Origin of the sequence: Paenibacillus sp. FSL R5-0519 (assembly GCF_037974275.1) — a bacterium.
In the GTDB taxonomy this organism is placed as follows: domain Bacteria; phylum Bacillota; class Bacilli; order Paenibacillales; family Paenibacillaceae; genus Paenibacillus.
The window spans coordinates 2,164,075-2,190,980 of the sequence record NZ_CP150234.1 but is presented as its reverse complement, the minus strand read 5'-3'; the positions used below and the strand labels follow the sequence as shown (position 1 = coordinate 2,190,980).

The window sequence follows — 26,906 nt, the reverse complement described above, 5'->3', positions numbered from 1 at the left end:
TAAAAGTTTATGAAAGATTTCCTACCACTGAAAATTAACTAAATCGTATTACACTAATACTGAATCTCAAATGCTGGGAATAATTCGTACACAGATCAATTTCATCATTTTGTTTCATAATAGTTAAAAGCAAAAATCCGTCATTTACTGGATATCTTAAATCCAATAAATGACGGTATTCGTTGGCTTATATTACAGAAGTTTATCGCCTGAAATGAACAAATTCAGATATAGATCGCCATAAATACATTTGGCTAGAATCAAATTTGAATCCAGACTATACTCGCCGCTTACTACTCCTGACCCGTTCAGCTTACCTTATGTTCAATTCTCAGCTTGTCTGCAACCATCGCGATGAACTCAGAGTTCGTCGGTTTCGACTTGCTGATGTTGATCGTGTAGCCAAACAAGTGACTGATGCTGTCGATGTTACCGCGAGTCCATGCCACTTCAATGGCATGACGGATGGCACGTTCGACGCGGGAGGGTGTGGTTTTGAATTTTTCGGCAATCGCCGGATACAGTGTTTTGGTGATGGCTCCCAAAATTTCGATATTGTTATACACCATCGTAATCGCTTCGCGCAAATACTGATATCCCTTAATATGCGCAGGTACACCGATTTCATGTATGATGGACGTAATGCTTGCATCCAGATTTTTGTGTTTGCCCATTGGCACGACATTGGATTTCATAAACATAGATGAACCGCTGCTTGTAGACATCGCAGTCTGTGTTCCCACCAATTGACGTACACGGTTCGCAAGCACTTCCATGTCAAACGGCTTGAGAATGTAATAGGAAGCTCCGAGTTGCACGGCACGCTGTGTGATATTCTCTTGTCCGAATGCCGTCAGCATAATTACTTTAGGCTGTGGAGACAGATTCAGGTTGCGCAAGCGCTCAAGCACACCCAGACCGTCCAGATGAGGCATGATGATATCCAGAATCAATACATCCGGCACATCCCGAGTTTGCTCCAGCAATTGCAGTACTTCTTCTCCATTGTATGCAATACCGGTTACTTCCATATCTTCCTGCTCAGATATATATTCGGCAAGCAAATTCGTAAATTCACGATTATCATCGGCCAGCAATACCTCAATTTTTTGCAAAACGGTATCCTCCTTTAAATTAAACATCGTTTCGTACATTTCCTTACAGGTTAAATTTTCGACACAGCAAGTTAAATTCCTCCTGTCGAAAATTATTTTTCTTTATTTTTTTTTCTCGATCCTATATAATAAATAATTTATTTCATTATCCGATATATTATGTTTCCTTTCGACAAAAAAGAACCTCAGGGCTGTTTATTCAGCCTTGAGGTTCTTTGTGTTTTCCTTTTTCATCATCACACCAGCATCTTGTAACATCCATTCAATGAAGCAACCGTAACCCGATTTCGGATCATTCACGAATACATGAGTAACTGCACCGATCAACTTACCATTTTGTACGATGGGGCTGCCGCTCATACCTTGAACGATGCCTCCGGTCTTATCCAGCAGTTTCGGGTCCGTAATTCGTAGTACCAGACCTTTCGTTGCTGGCTCCGTTTGATCTGCCACATGCACAATGTCAATGGAGAAGCGTTCAACTTGTTGACCGTCAACCACGGTAAGTATTTCGGCCGGTCCTTCTTTGACTTCATGTGAGAAAGCGACGGGAATACCTTTTGAATACAAACTGTGCTCAGGATTTCCGGACATTTTACCAAAGATGCCAAAAGCCGTATTGCGTTCAATATTGCCCAAAATTTTGCTTTCCTTGAGGAAATGAGCACGTTTTTCACCCGGATCACCGGTCTCACTTTTCGAAATGGACGTCACATTGGACTGAACAATCTGACCACTACCCACAACAATAGATGTTTGTGTATTCATATCTGTAATGACATGGCCCAGTGCGCCGTATACGCCCTGATCGGGAGCATAGAAGGTAAGTGTGCCAACGCCGGCTGCAGAATCACGAATGTATAAACCAAGCCTCCACGCTTGATCCTCGGAGTCATAAGCCGGAGTCAATCGAGTCTTGACCGTTTCATTACCACGTTTCAACACAACATCAATACCTTTTTTACTTTTCCCTGCAAGCTCAACGGCTTCAGAGACACCTGCCACGCCATCCAGACGTTTACCATCCATATGCGTGATCAGATCTCCGAGCTTAATGCCTGCGTTTTCTCCTGGCGATACACGCTCATCCTGCCCGGAATGGACTAGATGATGGCCAACCACCAGAATGCCTGCCGATTTCACTTTGACGCCAATCGTTTGACCCCCGGGTACAACACGCAAATCCGGTATCACATTCACATGCACTGTTTTGACCGGAATTTTCCCCCACAACTTCAACGTTAATTTGGCATGTCCCGTCTGTTGTGGGTTAAGATGCAAAGGTTGTTGACTCGTAACATGCATCGCGGCCTGATCATCCAAGCCAACAATATCCGGACGATCTACAACGGCGCTTGAAGCAGCAGGTACAGCGAGCCGGACATCTGCTTGCCTGCCAGCAAACACCTGCAATTCATCCGGCAGTGAAGCATAACTTTGCACAGGCTGAATGGCCTGGCTAATCACACAAAGAAAGAAGGCAAATAAAAGACCTAGCAATTTCTTCCTGAGGGGGGAATTCAATGGCTGTCACACTCCCTTTGCTTCTTTCGCTTGACGAAAGGTGGTCGCCAATTGCGTACCTTTAAGATAACCTTGCCCCCAGGCTTTTATTACTGTCAATCATTACGCCAGCCGTTCGTTTCACCCTTTTTTGGCTTCCGCCAAATTCAGCATTTCCTGTGCGTGATGCAGTGTTTTTTCTGTAATTTCCACACCACCTAGCATACGTGCCAATTCCTTCACTCTGCCTTCGTCTGACAGCGATTCCACTTGCGTCATCGTCCGTCCATCGTAAACATGTTTCTCAATGAGATACTGATGATCTGCCATACAAGCCACTTGTGGCAAGTGAGTTATTGAGAAAACCTGACAAGTCGAAGAGAGACGGAACAATTTTTCAGCAATGGATTGAGCCGCTCTACCGCTAACTCCAGTATCAACTTCATCAAAAATCAACACAGGTATCCGGTCATGTCGTGCAAAGATACTCTTCATCGCCAGCATCATTCGCGACAACTCGCCACCTGAAGCAATTTTGCCCAGTGGTCGTAATGGCTCGCCCGGATTCGGTGAGATCAGGAATTCAGCATTGTCAGCACCCTGACGATTCAGACGAATACGGCGTCCATTCCATTCTATACCCTTCGGATCTTCAAATGGGGTAATCTGAACACGCAGTGTTGTGCGTTCCATCTGCAGATCTTTGAGCTCACTTTCCACCTGTGCAGCAAGTTCTTCCGCGCATTGTTTGCGAACCTTGCTGAGTTCTTCAGCAGACTCCATCACAAGGTTAAGCATTTTGTCACGTTCAGCTCGCAATTTCTCCAGCCGTTCGTCCTTGTTCTCCAGTTGATCGGTTTCATGGCTAATCTGATCATAATAACTCAGAATAAGTTCAACACTGTCCCCGTATTTCCGTCTGAGGCCAGAAATCAGATTCAGCCGTTGCTCCACTTCTTCCAGTCTTGCCGGATTGAATTCAATCTTCTCCCGATAATCCCTTAACTGGAATGTCGCGTCTTCCAATTGATAAAATGCGGATTGCAGCTGCTCCACAATGGGTTGTAATCCTTTGCTGTCATATCCAGAAATGTCTTCAATTCTTGAAAGAGCAATGCTCACAGCTTCAAGCCCGCGTTGACCACTGAGCAGATCATATGCACCAGCGACACTGTCCATCATTTTCTCACTATGGGATAGTTTGACCCGTTCTTCCCCGAGTAATTCATCCTCGCCACGTGTAAGGCTTGCCGCTGCGATCTCCTCAAGCTGGAAGCGATACATGTCCAAGAGTTGATATGCCCGCTGACTCGACTCCTGAAGCGCACGAAGTTCTTTTTCCGCCGTGATAAACTTGCTGTAGCGCTCTTGGTACTTCGCTTTGACGGGTCCGATTACTTCCGAGCCATAGGTATCAAGAAGCCCCAGATGGCTCTCTGCACGCAGCAAACTCTGATGTTCATGTTGTCCATGGATATTGATTAACTTCTCGCCTACTTCACGCAGCATGGTCAGATTGACCAATTGTCCATTAATGCGGGACGTACTTTTCCCCTGAGAATTTAACTCACGTCGAATAACCAAATGCTCTTCCGGCTCACAATGGATACCAAGCTTCTCTAATGTCTGCCATACCGGATGACTTTGTTCCATCTCAAACAGAGCTTCCATCTCTGCCTTCTCGCATCCGTACCTAATCAAATCAGCCGAACTGCGTCCACCTGCAATTAAGCCAAGAGCATCTATAATGATCGACTTCCCTGCACCCGTTTCCCCTGAAAGTACATGGAATCCCGGATGGAATACAACGTCCACTTCTTCCACCACAGCCAGATTGCGAATCGATAACGTAACTAACATCTGCAAAAACACCTCCGGATGACTAACTCAGAAATTATGTTTTTGAACCATTAATTTAAGAGGTTGTTCAAAAAGTCCGCTTTTGATTACGAAGGATGCCTGATGGCATCATCAGCATCGAATATGGAATTTAGCCGAAATGTCCGTTGCTCACGTAGTTTTCCCTACGCTCCGCTACTCCATTTCTATCTGCATCCCATCTTCTCGGTACTGAAAACCGATCTTTTTGAACACGCACTTTAAGCAATATAACCCATGATCCGCTCAATAACGGTCACGCTGTTTCCTTCAGTCCTGCAAATAATCAGGATAGTGTCATCTCCACAGATCGTGCCCATGACTTCATTCCACTCAATATTATCAAGCAGCGCTGCAATGGAGTTGGCTGTTCCTGGCAGACATTTCATCACAACCAGGTTGTTCGTGTGATCAATGTGCAGGAAGTTGTCAACAAGTGCTCGCTTCAATTTTTGAATCGGATTATACCGTTGATCTGTCGGCAAAGAATATTTATACCGTCCGTCATCCATCGGGATCTTGATTAACAGTAGTTCCTTGATATCCCGGGATACCGTCGCTTGAGTCACCTGAAAACCTGATTTCCGCAGTGCTTCAACCAAATCATCCTGAGTCTCGATTTCATTTTGACTAATGATTTCACGAATCTTGATGTGCCTTTGTCCTTTCATACATGCCTCCAGTTAAATGTATTGCAATAAAGCAGCAATTGTAACCCGCCGCAGACTTTGCCCTGCAATGTTTATTCTTTTATATTAGTCCAGATCATCCCCATCATAAACATCTTCCTGATAGTCCATGAGCCTGATTAACTTAATATCGGAATCCTCCAAGTCAACATACAGCAATCCTTCACAGCCAGGATATAACAACAGATAATTGAGAAAGCGATCCCTGAGCGCAGGGCCGGTCATTTCAAGTGGCTGTCTGCGACGTGATGTTTTCACCAGGTATCTGAGATCCTCACGTTCTGCAACATAATCGATAAATAATCTGCTGTAATAAACGGATTCATTGGCTTCAAAAGCCAGAGGGACTTTCATTTTGCCACCGATAACTTCGTAACCCTGTGCTTCAAGCAAATCCAATGCAGGAGAATCCTGAATCTTCACGTTCAGTTGCATTCCAGACAAGCTTACCGGTATCGGTCGGTTTACCCAATTACGCAAGCCGAAGAACAACCACAAGATCAAACAGACAGCAAGTACACCTATAACGATTGTGTCATATTGACCATCCATTATCGCTCACCTCGAAGACATATTCGAGGTTCATTCTCGATTTCCCTTTACACCAATCATCTTTCCAGCGAAAAGAAACCCATCTTATGATGAGTTTCCCGTAAATGTATGAGCTGCTTCCTTGGCAACTTGCTCCGCAAGTGCATCAAGTGAAGCTGGATCGTTCTCTGGTTGTGATGCATCTGGTTCTTCCAGACGCCAATGTGCGAGAAATTCTATGTTCCCTTCTCCACCGGTTATCGGGGAAAAAGTTAAACTCTTCAGATGCAAACCAAGTTGACTGGCAAAATGAAGCATCGTCTGCAATACATCCTTGTGCACCTTCGTATCACGTACCACCCCGGACTTGCCTACTTTTTCACGCCCTGCCTCAAATTGAGGTTTGATCAATGCAACGATATCTGCAGGTTGTCTCAGCAGAGCCAGAAGTGGCGGTAATATGATTCGCAGTGAAATGAACGACACATCAATGCTCGCAAAGTTCGGCACTGGTCCCGTCAGATCTTCAGGAGTGACATAGCGAAAGTTGGTTCGTTCCATAACCGTCACCCGCTCATCATTACGCAAAGACCAGTCAAGCTGATTATAACCCACATCAATAGCGTAAACGTGAGACGCACCATGCTGTAGTGCACAATCCGTAAATCCACCGGTGGATGAACCAATGTCGAGCATGACAAGTCCATTCATATCAAGGCCGAAATGACGGATCGCTTTTTCCAGCTTCAATCCGCCTCTGCCGACATAGGGATGTACCGAGCCTTTAACTTTCAGCTCGGCTTCCCTTGGAATTTTCATGCCCGCCTTTTCGATCGGCTCATTATTGGCATACACCAGTCCAGCCATGATGGCAGCTTTTGCCTTCTCACGGCTTTCATAATAGCCCTGCTCAACCAGCAGAACATCAATTCGTTCTTTCGGGAGTGACATGTATTTCTCCTATCATGTAGATTTACGAAGGAAAACGTGTTTTGGGGATGCCGTAGGATGATTGAACGGCCATCTTGCGCAGCTCAGCACATACATTCTCCACGGTAAGACCCACTTCCTCACGTTGTTCCTTAATACTGCCATGCTCAATGAAGCGATCCGGAATCCCCATTAATTGAACATGAACATCATGCAGTCCCTGTTCTGCATAGAACTCCAGCACTGCACTACCCATGCTACCTGCTTGGGATGCTTCTTCAAGTACAATCAATTTGGTTCCGCGAACAGCCAGATCACGCAGCATCTGCTCGTCAAGAGGTTTGAGGAAGCGTGCGTTGATTACGCCTGCTGTGATACCTTCCCGCTTCACCATCTCCGCTGCTTCTTCAGCAAGCTGTACCATCGATCCGGAAGCGATGACAGCATATCCCTCCGATGGACGCAGTTGCTCCCATGATCCGATTGGAATCGGAACAAGTACATCATCCAGAGGTACACCGACCACATTGTTTCGTGGATAACGGTATGCGATTGGACCTTCATTATAATCAAGCGCTGTTTTCATCATATGGCGCAATTCATTTTCGTCTTTTGGCATCATAAGCACAATATTCGGAATATGACGCATGAATGCCACATCGTATACCCCTTGATGTGTTTCCCCATCCGGTCCAACAAATCCGGCACGGTCAATGGCAAACATCACGTTAGCGTTATGTCGGCATATATCATGTACAATCTGATCATACGCACGTTGCATAAATGTGGAATAGACCGCGAAGACGGGCTTCAAACCTTCCATAGCGAGTGCAGCACACATGGTCGCCGCATGCTGTTCTGCGATCCCTACGTCAATCATGCGATCAGGGAATTCCTTACTAAAAGGAATGAGACCAGATCCCGTAGGCATTGCCGGAGTTACTGCTACAATCCGCTTATCCTGCTTCGCAAGATCAATCAGCGTTTGACCGAATACTTCTGTGTACATCGGTTTTCCGACTGCTTTCAGCACTTGTCCCGATTCAATTTTGTACGGAGAAATCCCGTGCCACTTGTGCGAATCGGCTTCTGCTGGCTGATAACCCTTACCTTTGGTTGTAAGTACATGGACCATGACTGGACCATCCACATTATCCGCCTGTTTAAAGGTTTCAATCAATTTTGGAATATCGTGCCCATCAATTGGTCCCAAATATGTGAAGCCCAGTTCTTCAAAAAGAACACCTGGTACCATCATATATTTGACACTGTCTTTGATCCAGCTTGCCGATTTGGCCAAACGATCTCCAATAGCAGGAATTTTTTTAAGCATCCCCTCGACATCATCTTTTGCTTTCAGATAATGACGATCCGAACGAATTTTGCTCAAATATTTATGCATGGCCCCAACGTTTGGAGCAATGGACATTTCATTATCATTTAGAATAACCATCAGTTTTCTCTGCTCATGACCGATATGATTGAGAGCCTCAAAAGCCATACCACCTGTAAGCGCTCCATCACCAATCATCGCGATAACTTGGTTGTCCTCACCCTTCAGATCACGTGCAAGCGCCATCCCCATCGCAGCAGACAAGGACGTACTGCTGTGCCCGGCTTCCCATACATCATGTTCACTTTCGTTGCGTTTGACAAACCCGCACAGTCCGTTATGTTGACGCAATGTATCAAAGCGGTCCATACGTCCTGTCAGAACTTTGTGCACATAAGCCTGATGCCCTACATCAAAAATCATTTTGTCTGCCGGACTGTTATAGCAGTAATGCAGGGCTACCGTGAGCTCAACCACGCCTAAGTTAGGTGCGAGATGCCCCCCTGTAACGGACAGCTTCTCAATCAGAAACTGCCGGATCTCTGCCGACAAAAGGGCAAGATCATCCTGAGACATCGACTTTAGATCACTGGGTTGTTTAATTTGTGGAAGCAGCACGAGAATCTCCCCGCTTTCCTAGATTGTTTAGTTTATTGTTGTAAATCGATATATACATTATGAATCAAATGACATTAAATCATTATAACATAAAAGAATAAGAATCATAATTTCCTGCACTATACTCCCGATAACGAGCATTCTCGCCAGCAAGTTATTTAGAATTCTTCTCCATATGTATTCCCGCATCCACTCGGGACAGACTTATTCCCTCCACTCGGAAAAAGGACATTACATTTATTACACGGTTATACAGGGTTTGAAACAGCGCATTTGTCAGAATCTAATGGTCTCGACTCATCAAATAATCTGCAATCTCCAGCAATCTCGATGCATCAGGTAACTTGGCTCTTTCAAGTGCATCTTTAGCAGATTGGGTAAGGGATTTTACTTCGTCTACAGAAGCCTCCATACCAATAAAATAAGGGTACGTTACCTTCTGCTGATTCACATCGCTTTGTGTTTTCTTGCCCATCTTCTGCTCGTCGCCCGTCAGGTCGAGAATATCATCCTGAATCTGGAACGCCAGGCCAAGATCACGGCCAAATACACGCAAGGCTTCCAATTGTCCTTCCGTTGCTCCACCAATACGTGCTCCGGCAATGAGGGCAAAAACAATCAGATCACCCGTTTTGTGCAGATGAATATATTGAAGCTGTGCAAGATCAGTCATGCCTTGTTCGCCTTCCATATCCGCAACCTGGCCGCCGACCATGCCTCTTGCTCCAGCGAGTTCGGCCATGTCCTCCACGATAGACAGCAACGCATCTGCTGCCACACCACTACGGCGTCCAGCTTGAACAATGCTATAAAAAGCATGAGTCAGCAGTGCATCGCCTGCCAATATGGCTGTTGCTTCACCATAAACCTTATGATTCGTTAATTTTCCCCTGCGGTAATCATCATTATCCATAGCGGGCAGGTCGTCGTGGATCAGTGAATAGGTATGAACCATCTCCACGGCGCAGGCTACCGGCATTGCAGCTGTACGCTGTGCACCGAAGGCTTCCGCCGCAGCAACGACCAGAAGAGGACGAAGGCGTTTGCCTCCGGCCATAAGTGAATACTGCATCGCATCAGTCAGCGATTGGGGTACATCCCAGTGATCAGGAAGCGTCTGTTTCAACGCTTCTGTCACCTCAGCTGTGACCTCTTCGAGGTATGCTGGAAAAGAAGGACGATTACTCATGGACTTCACCGCTCTCATCGTCAGCAGTTCCGAAAGGCTTCTTGCGAAGCTCTCCATCTTCTTCTACGATCATCTCGATCTTACGTTCCACTTGTTCCAGCTTCAGACCGCAAAGTTGCGAAAGTTTCATCCCGCGCTGAAACAGATCGATGGCCTGCTCCAACGGAACATCACCATGTTCAAGCTGACCTACGATGTCTTCCAATGCCGCCATTGCTTCTTCAAAATTCAATTCCGGTTCATTCGCCATGGGTATTGTCGTCCTCCTTCATTCCCCAAACCTGACAGTCCAGCTGTCCGTCTGTTAATTTAATCTTAATTGAATCTCCAGGCTGTACATCCTTCGTCGACTTGATCAACTGCTCTTCCTGCTCGTCATAGACAAGGCTATATCCTCTAGACATGACTTTAAGCGGGCTAAGCGCATCGAGATGCCGCACAGATGATTTCCATTGTTGCTGCTTTGATCTGGTTATGGATCTGATCGCAAGTTCCAGCTGTCTGCGTGCTGCCACATTCTCACGGCGTGCTGCATTGACCTGATCACGAGGATTGAATCGTTGCAGTGCCGCCCGAAGACGCTCCTGCTTCTCTCCAGTCCATTTCATACGCGTATCCACTGTTCTCAACAGCCGTTGATGCATCATATCCAGTCGTTCCGTGTGCTGCATCAAGGTACGTCTTGGATGAACAAGCACCGGCGAACGCTGTAATCTTGCGAGCCGTTCACGATTGTGGATAGCACGCTGACGCAAGCTGTGTTGTAACTGGCGCTGACGTTGTGCAATCTGATCCAGCAACTCAGCTCGATTAGGTACAGCCAGCTCCGCAGCAGCTGTTGGCGTCGCCGCACGCAGATCAGCCGCAAAATCCGCAATCGTAAAGTCCGTTTCGTGCCCAACTGCAGAAATAACAGGTATATCCGAAGCGACGATTGCTCTTGCCACTATCTCCTCGTTAAAAGCCCACAATTCCTCCAGTGAGCCGCCTCCACGTCCAACGATGAGTACGTCGGCTTCTCCCATCCGGTTCAAGTTGCCAATCGCCTTAACAATGGAAGGCGCAGCACCTTTGCCTTGAACCAGCACAGGATATAAAACCACTTTGGCAGATGGATACCTGCGCTGAAGTGTAATCATGATGTCCCGTACCGCTGCTCCCGTCGGTGAAGTAACAACACCAATGGTCTGTGGATAACGTGGGATCTCTCTTTTGCGCGAAGGTGAAAATAAGCCTTCATCCTCCAGCTTTTTCTTCAGCTGTTCGTAAGCCAGATACAGACTGCCGATCCCGTCCGGCTGCATGTGAGTAGCGTAGAATTGATACTGCCCATCCCGTTCATACACCGAGACATTACCACGGGCAATAACCCTTGCACCCTCCTTCGGTACAAAGGGTAATCGCTGGTTATGGGAGGCAAACATAATCGACTTAATCCGGCTGTCCTTGTCCTTCAATGTAAAATACATATGGCCGCTGGAGTGATGTGTGAAATTGGATATCTCTCCGCGTAACCAAACGTCCGACAGGACCTGATCCGATTCCAGTTTCATCCGAATGTATCGGTTCAGGTCTTTGATGGAGTAGATCTTTTGTTCTGCCACAGACAGAGCCCTAGGCCAATCCGTGAGCGCGCTTGGCAGCGATCAGTGTATTTTGCATCAGCATTGTGATTGTCATTGGACCAACACCACCAGGAACCGGTGTAATTGGACCAGATACTGCCTTCACGCTCTCAAAGTCTACATCTCCTGCCAGTTTGCCGTTCTCCAAACGGTTCATGCCGACATCGATAACCACAGCACCCGGTTTAACAAAATCAGCATCCACAAAGTTAGCACGACCGATAGCTACCACCAAAATATCAGCCTGACGCGTGATTTCTTTCATGTTGGCTGTACGGGAGTGACACATGGTTACCGTTGCATTCTCGCGTTGGAGCAACAGCGATACCGGTTTACCAACGATGTTGCTTCTTCCGATAACCACTGCATGTTTACCAGACATTTCGAGTCCAGTACGCTTGATCAGTTCAATGACACCTGCTGGGGTACATGGAAGCAGACTATCGTCTCCAATCACGAGATTACCAACATTAACTGGATGGAATCCATCTACGTCTTTATCCACAGCAATCGCATCAATGACCGCTTTCTCTTCGATATGTTTCGGCAGTGGGAGTTGAACCAAAATTCCGTTAATGGATTGTTGATTGTTCAGCTTGTCCACCAGCGCGAGCAGATCTTCTTGGGATGTGTCTGCATCCAAACGATGCACTTCGGAGTAGAATCCGAGGTCATGGCATGCTTTTTCTTTATTACGCACATATACTTGGGATGCCGGATCTTCCCCGACGAGCACAACAGCCAGACCAGGTACTACCCCCTGTTCGCTAAGCTGTTTTACTTCTGCTGTCATGCTTGCGCGGATCTCCTGGGATACTTCTTTACCGTTAATAATAGATGCTGTCATTGTACTCTCTCTCCCTTATGTGAATATAAAATTAGAGGTTGTTCAAAAAAACCGCTTTTGATTACGAGGAGCACTGAAAACCGGTCCTTTTGAACACGCACTATGGTTAATCATAACTTAAGACAATTTTGCTTTAATGGCATCAACTTCCTGAATCATGCGTCCAAGCACGCCATTGACAAACTTGCCGGATTCTTCTGTACCAAAATATTTGGACAGTTCAATCGCTTCATTGACAGATACCTTTGCCGGAATGTCATCACGGAACACCATTTCATACGTAGACAGTCGTAAAATCTGGCGATCTACACGCGAAAGACGGCTAATCTGCCAACCTTTCAAATAATCCACGAGCAATCCGTCGATGGCTTCCTTATTGTTCCAAGCTCCTTGTACAATCTCAGTAACATAAGCACGCATTACATCTGCATCGCGAATAACCACTTCGGTTTCATTATCTTCAGCAGCTTCATTGATCAACATGTTTACAGCTTCTGCTGCACCCACCTCATTCATTTCCATCTGATACAGACTTTGCACTGCAATTTCCCTTGCCAAACGTCTTTTCATGTCCTGCCTCCTGCAGCGCTCCTTCTGGAGCGTCATCATGCTTATTTTATAATCCATGCAACCATCTCATCAAGTCCTCAAGGGATTAGTCGATGGCTTCCACGGTATTGTTATTGTTATCTCTTTTCACAAAAAAACCTGCAATACGTCTCCTCCAAAAAACGGGCAACCTAAACTACAGCTCTATTTTCGGAAGAAACATATTGCAGGGTTCAGGTAGGTCATTTAAACGGACGCCAGCGATCGCCCAGCCATTGTCCCCACTCCCTCCAGGGAATGGACGAACCCAGCTTCGAATCGCTTCGTCTGCCTAACGTATAACCGATGAACACCAAGAGTGCAAAGAACAACATATCCCAAAAACCGATCCATACATAAAGAAATCCAAAAAAGATGCCGCCGATAATTCCGGTAATTCGGCCTTTATGACTATCCCAAATCTCTTTCCACAGCATCAGTGAAACTCACCTCATTCCACTCGACTCTTGTAGTTAGGCGACTGGGTTACATTCGCGATATACACCGTGACAAAAGAAACCGGGATGCCCGTGATCTCTTGTACATGATCATGTATCGCCTTTTGCAGATCAGAAGTCAGCGCAGGAATAGGTGTCTCACCATCCACTACCGCACGAATCATAATCTCCAGTCCTGACTCAACCACGCGTATGCGTGCCTTGACATCACGTACTCCCCGGAAACGGGAGGTTGCCTTCAAACAGAGATTCTCAATCGTCTCCATCGAAATCTGTACATCACCAAACTCCGTACGTTGATCTACAGACGGCAACGATGCACGCTCACGCCGAACCGAGATGTAGAAAAACCGCAAACTCAGGACAAACAAAATGGCTGCTGCAATAACCGATGCAACAATAACGTTTTGTTCCTGCTGATAATTCAATTCGTAAGGCAGCACACCACTTATCAAAAGAATGACGGCTGCCGATATTGCTCCAACGCTTATGCTGTATATAAACAACAGAAGCCGATCCAGTATTTTAGCCACGAACTGCACAGCCTCCCTTGCTCACTAACATGACTTAACCTGTTCACTAGCAAAAATGAGATCGTCATCTAGCTTTCACTATCATGAAGACCTGTCCAAGACGGGGATAACCCCCGGCAGAATATGCCGGGGGAATCTGTCTTCTTTTATTTTACGCGCTGACTGTTCAGGTCGATCTCTTCCACTTTCTCGGTGCTCTTGAACTGAACGTCATGAATGTGCACATTCACTTCATTCACATTCAATCCTGTCATGTTCTCAATGGAACGTTTCACGTTCTGTTGAATCTCCGTAGCTACCTGTGGCAGACGGTATCCGTACTCGATAATTACGGAAACATCAACTGCAGCTTCACGTTGACCCACTTCAACTTTAACACCTTTGGAAAGATTTTTGCGGCCAAGCAATTCAGCAAATCCGCCAGCGAATCCGCCACTCATGCCTGCAACACCCTTTACTTCAAGGGTTGCCAATCCAGCAATCACTTCAATAACTTCAGGTGCGATTTGGATTTCACCGATATCCGTTCGTTCAAATTCAGTCGGTAGTGTACTCATAACTGTTCAACACACCTTTCGCGAGATAAGTTTGCGGCCATCCGTCAGGGCGCTGGACTCAGGTTAGATAACCTTCAGAACCCTTCCGGTCCGGCTTTACCGGAACTCCTGCAAACATCCGCGAGGTGCGGGCTTATCCTTTGCAGGAGACATGCGCTCTTATTATTACATACTATATCATTTGGGCTACATTATGACAAACAAGCCCAATATACCTATTAAATCTCGTTTTCCTCAAGAAATTTGATATCAAAGTCACCACGAATGAACGTTGGGTGCTCCAGCAATTTCTGATGGAAAGGAATGGTTGTAGATATGCCCTCAATCGCAAATTCCCCAAGTGCACGCTTCATCTTGGCAATCGCCTCTTCACGATTCGCTCCCCACACAATCAATTTTGCGATCATGGAGTCGTAGAAAGGTGAAATGGTATAACCAGGATACGCAGCACTATCTACACGAACGCCAGGTCCTCCCGGTGCAAGGTAGAATCCGATTTTGCCTGGTGATGGCATAAAGTTACGTTCCGGATCTTCTGCATTGATACGACATTCGATGGACCAGCCATTGATAACCACGTCTTCCTGACGGAATGAAAGTGGGTTGCCTTCCGCTACAGAGATCATCTCACGGATCAGATCCACGCCAGTAACCATCTCAGTTACCGGGTGCTCTACCTGAATACGCGTATTCATCTCCATGAAATAGAACTCGCCATTCGGGCTGAGCAGAAACTCCAATGTACCTGCTCCAGAGTAATCCACAGCAAGGGCAGCCCGTACCGCAGCTTCGCCCATAAGTGTACGCACATCTTCGGAGAGAATCGGACATGGAGCTTCTTCTACCAATTTCTGGCGGCGACGCTGAACCGAGCAATCACGCTCTCCCAAATGTGCTGCATTTCCGTGTTTATCAGCAATAATCTGAATTTCCACGTGTTTCATGCCTGTCAGGAATTTCTCCAGATACACACCTGCATTACCAAATGCCTTTTGTGCTTCCTGCTGAGCAGCCGTAATCTGCTTAATCAGCGTCTCTTCATCTTCGGCAATACGAATCCCCTTACCTCCGCCACCGGCAGTAGCTTTGATAATGATAGGATATCCGATATCTCTAGCAATCATGATGGCTTCTTCCATACTTTCAACGAGACCGTCTGATCCAGGAATAACAGGTACTCCTGCATCTTTCATCGTCTGTTTGGCAACAGCCTTGTCCCCCATTTTGGTAATGGCTTCGGGTGAAGGGCCGATGAATGTAATGTTGCAGGAACCACAGATTTCTGCAAAGTCAGCATTCTCCGCCAAAAAACCATAACCAGGGTGGATTGCATCACATTCCGTCAGGGTTGCTACACTCATCAGGTTGGTGAAGTTCAGATAACTGTCCTTAGACAGTGTCGGTCCGATACAGTAAGCCTCATCTGCAAGACGAACATGCAGAGAATCCTTGTCCGCTTCCGAATAGACGGCTACCGTTGAGATGCCGATTTCGCGGCAGGCACGAATAATACGTACCGCAATCTCTCCACGGTTCGCAATCAATATTTTTTGAAATTTCATTTCGTTTTGTCCTCCTTCGAAGCTCATGCGGTTAGCTGTTAACCAGCTATAACGGTTATTCCGGTTTCACCAGGAAAAGGGGCTGCCCATACTCGACCAGCTGTCCGTTCTCAACCAGCACTTCAACGATTTCTCCCTTGATGTCCGCATCAAGCTCGTTCATCAGCTTCATGGCTTCGATGATACATACCGTTGTTTTCTCAACAACTTTATCACCTGCGCTCACAAAAGGACCCGCTTCCGGCGAGGAAGCTCTGTAAAAAGTACCTACCATCGGAGATACAATTTTATGTAAATGACTTGTAGTATCGACCTGCGGTGCAGCTTCACTTACCACTGCGGCCGGCTGTACTTGCGGAGCAGCAATCATTTGCGGTTGCACAGCAGCTGCTTGAACATACTCCGTTTTGCCCGGTTTGCGGATCGATAACCGTGATCCTTCATTTTCAATTTCCAACTCTTGAACGGAACTTTCATCTACCAGTTTGATCAGTTCTTTAATCTCACTCAATTTAAACATTTCCATTATTCACTCCTTCGGCATCATGCCAGTCTCACTAGGACGGTCATATGGCTTTATGTATTATATCATAATCATTAAAAATGGAAAGAGCCCGAGAGTGGAACCAGCTCCCGGGACTGCTCTTCCATGATTTGGATTACTGTTCTGTGACGTATTGCACGCTGATTTTGTTCTGTGAAACCGCCAATTCTTTCATCACCAGATCCACAATGGATACCGCCTGTTTTACATCCAGTTTGTCACTGAGGACCACCACTTTATACTTGTCGGAATCTTCTTGAACAATTGCATTGGCGAACTGTTGGGAGAGGGTCTCCTCAATGCCTGTGATTTTGGCTTCTTTTTCTTCCAAGGTACGGAGCTGCTCCGTTGCCTTCGCATTCTCTTCTGGTGTTTTACTCAAGTCGCCTGCCACAGTCATCAGTTCTTCATACTTGCGATTGTTGCTCTCTTCACGCTGCCATTGATAGTTCTGGAACTGGCTACTCGCAGATGCTGCCGTATTCTGCTCTTCCATTTCCTTGAGGACTTCCTCATCAGTCTTGGTTGCAGTGCCCCCCGCCTGACCGTCTGTCTCCGGTGTAGTTGTTGCCCCTTTATCGGTCTCTTTGCCCGCTTCACCATTATTCTCTCCCGGTTCGGCAGCAGGTGTTTTCTCTGTATTTCCAGCTTCTTTACCTTCCGTAGCCGCCGGTTCTTGCACAGCGCCAGCCGCACTTGGATCACTTTCAACTTCGCCGCTACTTACTACCTCATTCACAACCAATCCTTCTGTAGGATCAAGAATGCCTGCCGTCTCCTTCGCTTCCCCTTGCTTGATTCCATCGACTTGCTGACTGTCAGCCACCGGCGCGTTGATTGGACCGGAATCTTCAGTGAACAGATAATACGCGGACAAAATGACCATCAGACTCAGCATGGAAACGAGCCATACCGTTTGACGTTTGTTATTCATTAGAACTTCCTCCTCAAATTGGCTTCAATCTTATGAGAATTGAATCTTGTGATTCAACAAACCAAATTAGTCTTGTTTGCGCGGTACAACCGAGATTCGGTAGGCTGCCACATTCAGTCCTTTTTCTACAGCATCGGTTATCAGGTCCTTCACAACCTTATTCTCTGCACCCCTCGCAACCACAAGCACACCACGGATCTGCGGTTTGAGCTTTTTGGTCACTATGGGTGTCTGATCCCCTGATATTTCGTACGTAATAATCTCACCATCACGGGTGTATTGCGTCATATGTCGTTTGCCCCCGCTGGCATCCGTTTCTTCGGTAAGTTGCTGAGAATCCTTAACGTTCCGCTGAACGACCAGTTCTTCTGTGGAGTCCACGGTAACCATCACATCAACCGTCCCCACACCAACGATGTTTTCCAACACACCTTTGATTTTGTCTTCAAATGCAATTTCGATCGCCTGAAAAGGATTCTGTTCCGACGGATCACTCTGTATGGATGCCATGGATGTTGCCGGGTCCGGTGGTTCCCGACCGATATTTTCGGAATCAATTTTTTTGACATTGACGAAAGAATTGAACAGCATGATTCCCACGCCGATCAAACCAAGGATAATCAGCCAGCGGAAGGTTTGACTCCGCCTTGCCCCACCCTCTCCGCCACCCATCCAGGTTTCCATCTTTTTGAACCATTGTTTCATCGGATACCCTCCTTCTCAGAGCACTTCAGCACTTTTCGGTTCTTTCACTTGAACTTTATTTGCATCAACATCCCACTTTTCAGTCAACAAGGTAATAATCTGCACTGCATGTTCAGACCTTGTGGATGTCTCACCTTGCTGCTTCGTTTCATCTGCTTGATCACGTATAACAGGCTCGGAAGACGTTCCATTTCCATCACGCTGCCCTTTACTCACATCAATCTGTACCTCAGGCACTTCAATCTGACTGATCTGGATGGGCTGCTGCATTTGAGATGACTCATCCTTGTCGGTTGCAGTGTCTGTACCGAATATGGGTTGTGTATTTACAGCGACTTCTTGCTGCGTAGCTTTCACTTCACTTCCTGCGTCCTCTCCTGCCATCTCAACCAACACACGCTGGATCACAGGCAGTTCGACGGATGAGGCAGCTTCCATCTCGGTTTCATATTTACTCATGGCCAGCTGTACCTCTACGGATCGAACCCTCGCTCCTGTGGTTTCTTCAATCTGGCCTTTCATGACATTAGCCAGTTCTTTTGCTGTCCATTGCAGGGATTGTTCCTGTTCACCCGCTTGCAGCCGTTTTCCCTGAGCCAAAATCTGTTCAAGTGTTGCATTCCCATCCGATGGAGCATCCATTGCCGACATTGCCCGTTTCAGTTCGCCAACCGGATCACTTTTGAGCAGCTTGGTTATGGGTGATAAAAGGGTCAGCAGGATGAGAAGGCTCAGCACAAGCTTGACGTAACGTTCCATGGACCGATTCGGCAATAGCATATCCACGAAGGTCGCCAGCAGAACGATCATAATCAATTCCTGGAGCCAGTTGCTCAGCCACCCCATCCTTTCCATCCCCTTTCTTGCCAACATACATTCAGCGCATCATGACAGTCAGATTGCCCGCGGTCAGCAGGATGGTAATTGCCAGGAAAAACATCAGTCCGACGGCTGCGAGCGCCGCAAATACATAAATCATGCTCTTGCCGATGGCCTGCAGGCATCCTACAATCGGGGTGTCTCCTAGCGGTTGCATGATGGCTCCCGTTACGTTGTATATCAAGGCAAGAGCCAGGATCTTGAGTGCCGGAAAGGCACATAGAAACAAAATGATGATCACCCCGGTGAGCCCAATTGCATTTTTCACCAGTAGAGAAGCTGTAATGACCGTATCCGTCGCATCCGCAAATGTTCTGCCCACAACAGGGACAAAGTTGCCTGCGATGTACTTGGCGGCCTTCAGGCTGACTCCATCCGCTACGGAGCCCGATGCCCCCTGAACCGAGATTACGCCCAAAAACATGGTCAACAGGATACCCAGCAATGCAACACTAATATTGCGCAGGAGGTCTGCCAGCTGTGTCAGCTTGTACTTGTCAGACAATGAACTGACGAGATGCAGAACAGCTGAGAAGAAAAGTAACGGGAATACCAGCAAGTGAATCAATGTACTCACCAGATGAATCATGAAAATGATGAGTGGATGGGTCACGGAGACGGTGATGACATTCCCCATGGACGCGAGCAGTGTGAATAACAAGGGAACCATGGCCATCATGAAGTTGATCATGCCGGTAATGGCATCCTTGGCGTATCCAATCGCCACACTGAAGCTGTTGATTGCAATGATGATGATGACCATATAACAGATGGAATAGGCGATTTTGCTAATATTATTTTTCTCAAATGCGGTCTGAAGGGTCTCCAGAATCATGCTGAGTACGCTTAACATCACAATCGTGACCAGAAGCTTGCCATTATATAAAATTTCATGCAGCATGAAGGTGCCTATGGCTACAAACACCGATTTCAGGCTGAACCCTTCATTGCCGGGGATTAACATATCCATGAAGGAAGGGGTCTTCCCATCCGGGAAGAAACCACCGTATTGTTGCATCAGTTGGTCCCAGTATTTCTCCACCTGATCCTTGGGAAGCTGATCCGCCTGTTGCTCCATCCACTCACCGGAAGGTGCACTTGCAGTCACTTGTCCCAGGACTCCGAACAGAAAACAGAGCACCAGCACAACCGTAAGGCGCCACTGCGGCTTATGATGCATTAATTTCATATAAGTCCGCACGCCCCTTCTACACCGGCATCAGCTTCATGACGGTTTCGATAATAATGCTGATGATCGGTATAGCAAGTACAAGGATCAATACCTTACCAGCCAGTTCAATCTTAGACGCAATGCTCTCCTGACCTGCATCCCTGACAATCTGCGCGCCAAATTCAGCAATGTACGCTATGCCAATAATTTTCAGCACCGTTTTCAGATAAATACTTTCCATGCCTGAATTCTCGGCAAGCCGCTTCAACACTTCGATGACTGCACCGATTTTGCCAATCAACAACATGAAGATGACAATGCCAGTCGCGGCTGCAATCAGAAAGGCAAACATCGGTTTCTGTTCCTTAATGACCAGAATGAGTACTGTTGCGATGAGCGCCAAACCTACAACTTGTATAATTTCCACAGGTCACCACCATCCGGCTTTATGACCGTTTTTCATTGAAAAAGAAATATCGATTTGATCTCTTGCAGCAGGCTGTCCAACATACGGACCACCATGAACAATACAACGACAAATCCGATTACGGTCACCCAGTGAGCCATATCTTCCTTTCCCATTTGTTTCAGTACCGTGTGAATCATGGCAATGATGATTCCGATACCCGCAATTTGAAAGATTGCGTTCACTTCTAGATTCATGACCTTGGCACCTCACTATCCCGGCTATTTCAGAAGATCAGAATGACGATTAACGCTCCGACAAGCATCCCGAGGCTTCGGCTCATTCGTTCATATTTCATTTGATCCGCCTGAGCACGGGATTCCTCATGCATTAGTTGTTGAATGGCTAACGATATATGTTTGGTCTGATCCTGACGGTCACTTGTGCCAAGGCTGAAGCTTAATTGCATCATGACCTCACGCTCGTCAGCCTTCATGGCCGATCTTCCCCATGCCACATCCACGCCTGACTGCAGACTTTCGCGGGCGGTGAGTCCATGGGGAGGTTCCATCTGTGTGGCTGCATGAAGGAACAGCGTCTTAACAGGTTCTTTGGTCTGGGCTCCCATCTTGCTCATGGCATCGGGAAGTGGAGTGAGCCCATAGTTAATCTCCGTCATTAGTCGCTGGAGGGCCGCAATGAGTTCTCGCAACTGTCTCGGTCTTAATGCATACTGTCTGGCCTTGTAAAAACCGGCGAGGGTGCTGGCTAATAGAATGATTACCGCACCAAGCATGTTAACCAAATCCTTCACCTCCTGCCCCGCTCTGCTGCAACCCACGCATTTTGCCATCAGCCAGCCGAAAGGTCATGCCCCGGCTCGTCCGTTGCAGCTGGACATAACGTTGAAACATCTGCTCTGTAATTAAGGTTCTGAGGGCGGGTCTGGCCGACAGCTCCGACAGGTCACGGCCATGAGCAGTCGCGATCACAGAGACTCCTGCATGCAGGGCTTCCATCACCGCCTCAGCATCCTCCGGGCGACCGATCTCGTCCACAATCAGGACATCGGGCGACATGGAGCGAAGCATCATCATCATGCCCTCAGCCTTCGGACAACCGTCCATCACATCTGTTCGGGGACCTACGTCGAAACCAGGTACTCCTTTGTAGCTACCAGCGATTTCGGACCTTTCATCCACAATGCCTACTTTCAGACGTGGACGAATGCCTTGAACCCGTTCATTGCCCCCTGTAAGCTTTGTACCACTGCTAATTTGTCTCGCCAGATCTCGCAGCAACGTCGTTTTACCTTGTTGTGGTGGTGACAGGATTAACGTGTGCAGGACCTGTCCGCTCTTCATGTCGAGAAGGTAAGGAAGGATACGATCAGCCACTCCATGTACCTCACGGGCTATCCGAACGTTAAACCCGTTGATGTCGCGCAAGTATTCAACACGCCCATTACTTAGTACCGTCCGGCCAGCAAGTCCGATTCGATGTCCGCCAGGTATGGTGATGAACCCTTTGCGCAGCTCCTCTTCCAATGTATAAAGTGAATGATTACTGATCAGATCCAGCAACCTGTGGGTCACTTCTTTCTGAGGGACATACGCTTCATCAGGATTCCCGGTCGGACAACCTTGAGGTGTAAGGAAGTGGTATGTGTTGTCTGCATTAATCTCCAGGGGTCTGCCTTCACGAATACGTACTTCCTCCACTTGTTCCAATAGAGCGGGTGGCATCCTTCCGAGAATGGTTCGGATCGGTTCCGGAAAAAGTTCCTTCCAGTTCACCTTCATGAGTAGGCTCCTCCAACCTTGAGATCATTTGGTTCACGCTTCTGGCGCTTGTTCATATCTCAAGTTTATGCCTGTACATTTAATTTATGACGCTGAAATCTATCAATTCTTCAGAATACGGTTGAGAGTTGAAAGCATAGATCCACCTTCTGTTCTAGGCACCCGTCTAGATGCGCATGCATACAGTAATGGCAGATAGGTAAGTTCCATTCGGGTTCAAAACAGAACTACCGATCCCCAGATACAGAAAGGAGCTGTGGGGAGTGCGAGTCGATGTCGTTGGCAATGTGAATGAAGTACGTACCATTGATATTGCAGGGCGAAGTGCAGTTGTCATTGATGTATTGTGTACGACCAGTACAATTGTTACGGCTCTGGCGTATGACGCTTCGGCTGTGATTGCCGTAGAGACGGTTCCACAAGCCAAACAAATGGAAGTGAAAGATTGCATTCGAGGCGGAGAGCGTTTTGACAAAAAAATCACCGGATTTGAGGTAGGGAATTCCCCCTATGAATATATGACCGCAGGCATTGCAGATAAAACCATTATTCTAACCACAACCGATGGAACCCGAGCTTTGATCAAGGCTTCCAAGGGGAAACATGTATTCGCTGGTTCATTCCTCAATGTGCAGGCTGTTGCAGCAGTACTATGTGAACTTCAACGAGATGTATTGCTGTTATGTGCGGGGAACCAGGATGAATTTGCACTGGAGGACGCTTTATGTGCCGGATGTATCATCGATGAACTGCACCGTCAATCCTGTTCTCCCCTCCAACTAAACGATCTCGGCACAGTGCTTCATCAAGCGGTATCCCAAAAACAGGAGAGTATCCCGGATCTGGTGCAAAGATCGGTTAGCGGACGGAGGCTTGAAAAGTTAGGCAGAGTTCATGATATATCGTATTGTTCTCAATTAAACCTGCTGGATTGCGTTCCCGAGATGGGGGAGGGGAACCGCATGCAACCTTATAGAGGCATACGTGGGGGGAAGATGTTCAAGTTAATGTGAGAATGGCGATGAGTAAAACAAAAAAAGGTGTACTCCTGCCCGTTGGCAGCAGTACACCTTTGCTAATTTACATACACAGAAACAACTTATCTGCGATCTTGTGGTCCACCGATAACGGCTTGCTCGGCAGTGTCGAGATCATATGCTGTATGCAATGCCTTAATGACGTCATGCAGCTTATCTCCATCAATAACACAAGATACTTTGATCTCCGAAGTACTCACCATTTTGATGCTCACGCCTTCAGCGGAGATGACTTTGAACATCTTCGCAGCTACACCTGGGTGACTGACCATGCCTGCGCCAACAATGGAGATTTTAACGAGGTTCTCCTCTGATGTGACTTCACGGTAAGGCAAACGGCTGTGAAGGCCTTCAATGACACGCAATGCGTTCTCACGATCAGACAGCGCCACAGAGAACGAGAAGTCCGCTTTGCCATCCATCACTCCGCTCTGAACGATGATGTCCACATCCAGCTGATTTGCCGCAAGTGCACCAAATACTTCGGCCAGAACTCCTGGTACATCCGGCACACCCAAAATACTGATGCGAGCCACATTTTTGTCATAGGCAATTCCACTCACCACTACGCCTTGTTCCATTGCTGCTTCCTCCTTCACAACCGTTCCTTCATTATGGTTAAAGCTGGATCTTACAATCAAAGGTACACCGGAATGCTTCGCGTACTCTACAGCACGCGGATGCAGCACCGCTGCCCCCAAATTAGCGAGCTCCAGCATTTCGTCGTACGATATTTCCTTCAACTTGCGTGCAACCTTAACGATCCGCGGGTCCGTAGAATATATTCCGTCAACATCCGTATAGATCTCACACGCATCAGCCTTAATGGCTGCGGCCAGCGCTACCGCTGTTGTATCCGAACCACCACGACCCAATGTTGTGATCTCGCCGTCTTCCGTCATGCCCTGGAAGCCTGCAACAATAACGATGTTGCCTTCAGCAAGTGCTGCATTCACACGGTCTGGATGAATATCATGAATACGTGCTTTTCCATGAACCGGCTCTGTGCGGAAACCCGCTTGCCAGCCTGTAAACGATACTGCCTTGCGCCCAAGCGCTTGAATAGCCATGGATAACAGAGAGATCGAAATCTGTTCTCCTGTGGTTAAGAGCATATCCATCTCACGAGCAGGCAGCTCACTATTCAGTTGTTTTGCCTGATCAATTAAATCATCTGTTGTATCCCCCATGGCCGAAACCACGACTACACACCGATGTCCTTCATCCGCTTTTTCTACAACACGTCCGGCTACACGCTTCATGCGTTCCGTATCTCCGACCGAGCTGCCCCCAAATTTCATGACGTACAATGACAACGCAAATCCACTCCCTACCTTGTGCAGTATGCATAATTGATGTCCATCGTCATTATTCTCTACGAGAAATGACTTTAACCCAGTATATTACGAAAGCGCCTGATAGGCTAATCTTTTTTCGAAAAAAACCCTCTGCCAAAGGAATGGCAAAGGGTTGTTAATACCGTTTATTAGCTTACAGCTTGTGAAAGTTACGCACGGGAAGAGTATTTGCCTTCACGTGTGTCAATCAGGAGAACGTCACCTTCGTTAATGAACAAAGGAACCTGTACGTTCAAGCCTGTTTCCACTTTTGCATTTTTGGTAGCGCCTTGTGCAGTGTTACCTTTAACACTTGGCTCAGTCTCGATGACTTTCAACTCAACGCTTGTTGGCAAGTCGATTCCGAGGATTTCACCTTGGTAGCTAACGATTTTAACGACCATGTTTTCTTTCAGGAAGTTCAATTCCCATTCCAGTTGATCACTAGTCAATGTGAACTGATCATAAGTTTCGTTATCCATGAACGTGTGCTCTGTACCACTCGCATACAGATAGGATACGCCGCGGTTTTCGATGATGGCGCGACCAATCGTTTCGCCGGCACGGAATGTTTTTTCAACGGTGTTACCATTACGCAGGTTTTTCAATTTGGAACGTACGAAAGCAGCGCCTTTACCTGGTTTAACGTGTTGGAAATCAAGCACGGTATAGATATCGTTGTCTACTTGCACGGTCAAGCCTGTTTTAAAATCGTTTACTGAAATCACAAAAAATCCCTCCTGATATGGTTGAAAAGTAGGTGATATAAGACGATGGGTTAATGTAAAGGTGGGTTTATCTACCTGGTGACTCTGTGCGCCATGACCGTTTCGGGTTCGGATCGTTCTTCCGATCGCTGTTGTCTCCCCATTTTCATGACTGAACTGTACCAAGGTTGAAAATGGGGAGACAAAGGCGAGCGCTTCGCTTCTTCAGAATCGATTCCGTCCCCTTCACTGCGTCTGCACTTGCATAGAATCAATCGTAGAGATACATACCTCAATATTAAAAACCGTCTTATATCCCTGTGGCTGTAATTTAGCCGATTACGGTGAACTTCTTGTCCGACTTCGTGAGAATATGAATACCCGTCTCGGTAATCACTACGTCATCCTCGATACGCACGCCGCCAAGCCCATCAATATATATACCCGGTTCAACGGTAACAACCATACCCGGTTTCAATACATCGTCGCTAAGCTTGGACAAGCGAGGAGCTTCGTGAACTTCCATACCCAGACCGTGGCCTGTGCTGTGTCCGAATTGATCTCCGTATCCGTGACCTGCAATGATATCACGAGCCAATGCATCTGCTTCCCGTCCGGTCATGCCCGGTTTCAGGTTCTCCAGCGTATGTAACTGAGCTTCCAGTACAATGTCATAAATTTTACGCAGTTCAGGTACAGGTGTACCTGTTGCAATGGTACGTGTCAGATCTGAACAGTATCCGTCCAAAAGTGCACCAAAGTCAAATGTAATTAACTCATTTTGCCCGATGACCTTGCTGCTCGCTACACCGTGAGGCATAGCAGAACGTTCACCCGATGCTACAATGGTGTCAAACGAAGAGGACGTTGCTCCATGTTTGCGCATGAAAAACTCCATCTCCAGATCCACTTCTCGCTCCGTCATGCCTGGTTTTGCAAACTGCAAAACGTGGCTGAATGTGGCATCTGCCAGATCTGCCGCTCTCTGCATGACCGCGATCTCGTCTTCATCCTTGAACATGCGAAGTTGTTCCACGATCCCGGATACAGCTTTCAGTTCAATAGATTGAAGCGCTTCAGCATAAGCAGAGTGCGTGCCGAATGTAACACTATCCTGCTCGAAGCCTACTTCTTTGATATTCGCGGACGCAAGCAATTCGCGCACCGTATCCATCGGCTTAGCTCCGTGCTCCACAACAGTGAATCCTTTGGCTTGCTGAGGCGCTTGAGCCATGTAACGGAAATCAGTCAACAAGAAAGCATCCTGTTCCGTAATCAGCACATATCCCGCCGAGCCTGTAAAACCCGTCATATAACGACGGTTAATCGGGTTTGTAATCAGCATTGCTCTGAGTTCACGCTCACGCATGGCTTCACGCAATTTATTAACTCGTTTGTTTTCCATCGGTAACCCTTCTTTCTCTCACA

At 47.1% G+C, this 26,906-nt stretch carries 29 protein-coding genes; 1 reads left to right on the top strand and 28 read right to left on the bottom strand.

What is annotated here, in order from left to right; genetic code table 11:
- Positions 1-308 precede the first annotated feature (308 nt).
- The 25 genes from spo0A to spoIIIAA form a co-directional block, all read right to left on the bottom strand.
- Positions 309-1,115, bottom strand: a complete 807-nt coding sequence (gene spo0A, locus MKY73_RS10000; protein WP_062835258.1) for a sporulation transcription factor Spo0A — start codon at positions 1,113-1,115, stop codon at positions 309-311.
- Between the two features lie 195 nt (positions 1,116-1,310).
- Positions 1,311-2,639 (bottom strand): SpoIVB peptidase, encoded by a 1,329-nt coding sequence (gene spoIVB / locus MKY73_RS09995; protein ID WP_339307197.1) that lies wholly within the window; start codon positions 2,637-2,639, stop codon positions 1,311-1,313.
- Positions 2,640-2,759: 120 nt separating this feature from the next.
- Positions 2,760-4,478, bottom strand: a complete 1,719-nt coding sequence (recN, locus tag MKY73_RS09990; protein WP_339307196.1) for a DNA repair protein RecN — start codon at positions 4,476-4,478, stop codon at positions 2,760-2,762.
- Between the two features lie 239 nt (positions 4,479-4,717).
- Complete coding sequence (gene argR / locus MKY73_RS09985) at positions 4,718-5,167, bottom strand: transcriptional regulator ArgR (protein ID WP_017687604.1); 450 nt, start codon at positions 5,165-5,167, stop codon at positions 4,718-4,720.
- Positions 5,168-5,251: 84 nt separating this feature from the next.
- A complete protein-coding gene (locus MKY73_RS09980; protein WP_339235455.1) occupies positions 5,252-5,737 on the bottom strand; it encodes a hypothetical protein in 486 nt (161 codons plus the stop codon).
- An 84-nt stretch (positions 5,738-5,821) separates the two neighbouring features.
- Positions 5,822-6,667, bottom strand: a complete 846-nt coding sequence (locus MKY73_RS09975; protein ID WP_339307195.1) for a TlyA family RNA methyltransferase — start codon at positions 6,665-6,667, stop codon at positions 5,822-5,824.
- Positions 6,668-6,689: 22 nt separating this feature from the next.
- Positions 6,690-8,597 (bottom strand): 1-deoxy-D-xylulose-5-phosphate synthase, encoded by a 1,908-nt coding sequence (gene dxs / locus MKY73_RS09970; RefSeq protein WP_339307194.1) that lies wholly within the window; start codon positions 8,595-8,597, stop codon positions 6,690-6,692.
- A gap of 283 nt (positions 8,598-8,880) precedes the next feature.
- Complete coding sequence (locus MKY73_RS09965) at positions 8,881-9,804, bottom strand: polyprenyl synthetase family protein (RefSeq protein ID WP_339307193.1); 924 nt, start codon at positions 9,802-9,804, stop codon at positions 8,881-8,883.
- Positions 9,779-10,036, bottom strand: coding sequence for an exodeoxyribonuclease VII small subunit (gene xseB, locus MKY73_RS09960; protein ID WP_017687599.1), 258 nt, complete (start codon positions 10,034-10,036; stop codon positions 9,779-9,781). The genes MKY73_RS09965 and xseB overlap by 26 nt, the downstream gene beginning before the upstream one ends.
- Positions 10,026-11,390, bottom strand: a complete 1,365-nt coding sequence (gene xseA, locus MKY73_RS09955) for an exodeoxyribonuclease VII large subunit (RefSeq protein WP_339307191.1) — start codon at positions 11,388-11,390, stop codon at positions 10,026-10,028. The genes xseB and xseA overlap by 11 nt, the downstream gene beginning before the upstream one ends.
- Positions 11,391-11,400: 10 nt before the next feature.
- Positions 11,401-12,258, bottom strand: coding sequence for a bifunctional methylenetetrahydrofolate dehydrogenase/methenyltetrahydrofolate cyclohydrolase FolD (gene folD / locus MKY73_RS09950; protein ID WP_339235469.1), 858 nt, complete (start codon positions 12,256-12,258; stop codon positions 11,401-11,403).
- Between the two features lie 117 nt (positions 12,259-12,375).
- Positions 12,376-12,828, bottom strand: coding sequence for a transcription antitermination factor NusB (gene nusB / locus MKY73_RS09945; protein ID WP_339307189.1), 453 nt, complete (start codon positions 12,826-12,828; stop codon positions 12,376-12,378).
- A gap of 221 nt (positions 12,829-13,049) precedes the next feature.
- A complete protein-coding gene (locus tag MKY73_RS09940; protein ID WP_339307188.1) occupies positions 13,050-13,283 on the bottom strand; it encodes a DUF2273 domain-containing protein in 234 nt (77 codons plus the stop codon).
- Positions 13,284-13,297: 14 nt separating this feature from the next.
- Complete coding sequence (gene amaP / locus MKY73_RS09935; protein WP_339235472.1) at positions 13,298-13,837, bottom strand: alkaline shock response membrane anchor protein AmaP; 540 nt, start codon at positions 13,835-13,837, stop codon at positions 13,298-13,300.
- Positions 13,838-13,983: 146 nt separating this feature from the next.
- A complete protein-coding gene (locus MKY73_RS09930; RefSeq protein WP_017687593.1) occupies positions 13,984-14,394 on the bottom strand; it encodes an Asp23/Gls24 family envelope stress response protein in 411 nt (136 codons plus the stop codon).
- A gap of 218 nt (positions 14,395-14,612) precedes the next feature.
- The gene (accC, locus tag MKY73_RS09925; RefSeq protein WP_339307187.1) at positions 14,613-15,956 is read right to left on the bottom strand and encodes an acetyl-CoA carboxylase biotin carboxylase subunit; all 1,344 of its coding nucleotides are present in this window, start codon (positions 15,954-15,956) and stop codon (positions 14,613-14,615) included.
- Between the two features lie 55 nt (positions 15,957-16,011).
- Positions 16,012-16,476: an acetyl-CoA carboxylase biotin carboxyl carrier protein gene (gene accB / locus MKY73_RS09920; RefSeq protein WP_036614903.1), complete on the bottom strand. Its 465-nt coding sequence runs from the start codon at positions 16,474-16,476 to the stop codon at positions 16,012-16,014.
- Positions 16,477-16,615: 139 nt separating this feature from the next.
- Positions 16,616-17,434: a SpoIIIAH-like family protein gene (locus tag MKY73_RS09915; protein ID WP_339307185.1), complete on the bottom strand. Its 819-nt coding sequence runs from the start codon at positions 17,432-17,434 to the stop codon at positions 16,616-16,618.
- A gap of 66 nt (positions 17,435-17,500) precedes the next feature.
- Complete coding sequence (spoIIIAG, locus tag MKY73_RS09910; protein WP_017687589.1) at positions 17,501-18,139, bottom strand: stage III sporulation protein AG; 639 nt, start codon at positions 18,137-18,139, stop codon at positions 17,501-17,503.
- 15 nt (positions 18,140-18,154) lie between these two features.
- Entirely contained in the window at positions 18,155-18,985 is an 831-nt protein-coding gene (gene spoIIIAF, locus MKY73_RS09905; protein ID WP_339307182.1) for a stage III sporulation protein AF, read from the bottom strand.
- Positions 18,986-19,016: 31 nt separating this feature from the next.
- Complete coding sequence (gene spoIIIAE / locus MKY73_RS09900; protein ID WP_339307180.1) at positions 19,017-20,207, bottom strand: stage III sporulation protein AE; 1,191 nt, start codon at positions 20,205-20,207, stop codon at positions 19,017-19,019.
- 19 nt (positions 20,208-20,226) lie between these two features.
- Entirely contained in the window at positions 20,227-20,616 is a 390-nt protein-coding gene (spoIIIAD, locus tag MKY73_RS09895) for a stage III sporulation protein AD (protein ID WP_017687586.1), read from the bottom strand.
- 32 nt (positions 20,617-20,648) lie between these two features.
- Entirely contained in the window at positions 20,649-20,852 is a 204-nt protein-coding gene (gene spoIIIAC, locus MKY73_RS09890) for a stage III sporulation protein AC (RefSeq protein ID WP_017687585.1), read from the bottom strand.
- A gap of 29 nt (positions 20,853-20,881) precedes the next feature.
- Positions 20,882-21,400 (bottom strand): stage III sporulation protein SpoIIIAB, encoded by a 519-nt coding sequence (gene spoIIIAB / locus MKY73_RS09885; protein WP_339256208.1) that lies wholly within the window; start codon positions 21,398-21,400, stop codon positions 20,882-20,884.
- A complete protein-coding gene (gene spoIIIAA / locus MKY73_RS09880) occupies positions 21,393-22,397 on the bottom strand; it encodes a stage III sporulation protein AA (RefSeq protein WP_339307178.1) in 1,005 nt (334 codons plus the stop codon). Before spoIIIAA ends, spoIIIAB begins: the two co-directional genes overlap by 8 nt.
- A gap of 263 nt (positions 22,398-22,660) precedes the next feature.
- On the opposite strand from spoIIIAA, the gene MKY73_RS09875 reads away from it, so the two are divergent.
- The gene (locus MKY73_RS09875; protein ID WP_339307176.1) at positions 22,661-23,410 is read left to right on the top strand and encodes a 2-phosphosulfolactate phosphatase; all 750 of its coding nucleotides are present in this window, start codon (positions 22,661-22,663) and stop codon (positions 23,408-23,410) included.
- Between the two features lie 86 nt (positions 23,411-23,496).
- Here MKY73_RS09875 and MKY73_RS09870 read toward each other — a convergent pair whose 3' ends face one another.
- The 3 genes from MKY73_RS09870 to MKY73_RS09860 all read right to left on the bottom strand — a co-directional run bounded on the left by MKY73_RS09870 (position 23,497) and on the right by MKY73_RS09860 (position 26,883).
- Positions 23,497-24,750, bottom strand: coding sequence for an aspartate kinase (locus tag MKY73_RS09870; RefSeq protein ID WP_339235492.1), 1,254 nt, complete (start codon positions 24,748-24,750; stop codon positions 23,497-23,499).
- 191 nt (positions 24,751-24,941) lie between these two features.
- Positions 24,942-25,499 (bottom strand): elongation factor P, encoded by a 558-nt coding sequence (efp, locus tag MKY73_RS09865; RefSeq protein WP_017687580.1) that lies wholly within the window; start codon positions 25,497-25,499, stop codon positions 24,942-24,944.
- Between the two features lie 310 nt (positions 25,500-25,809).
- Entirely contained in the window at positions 25,810-26,883 is a 1,074-nt protein-coding gene (locus MKY73_RS09860) for a Xaa-Pro peptidase family protein (RefSeq protein ID WP_339307174.1), read from the bottom strand.
- Positions 26,884-26,906: the final 23 nt, after the last annotated feature.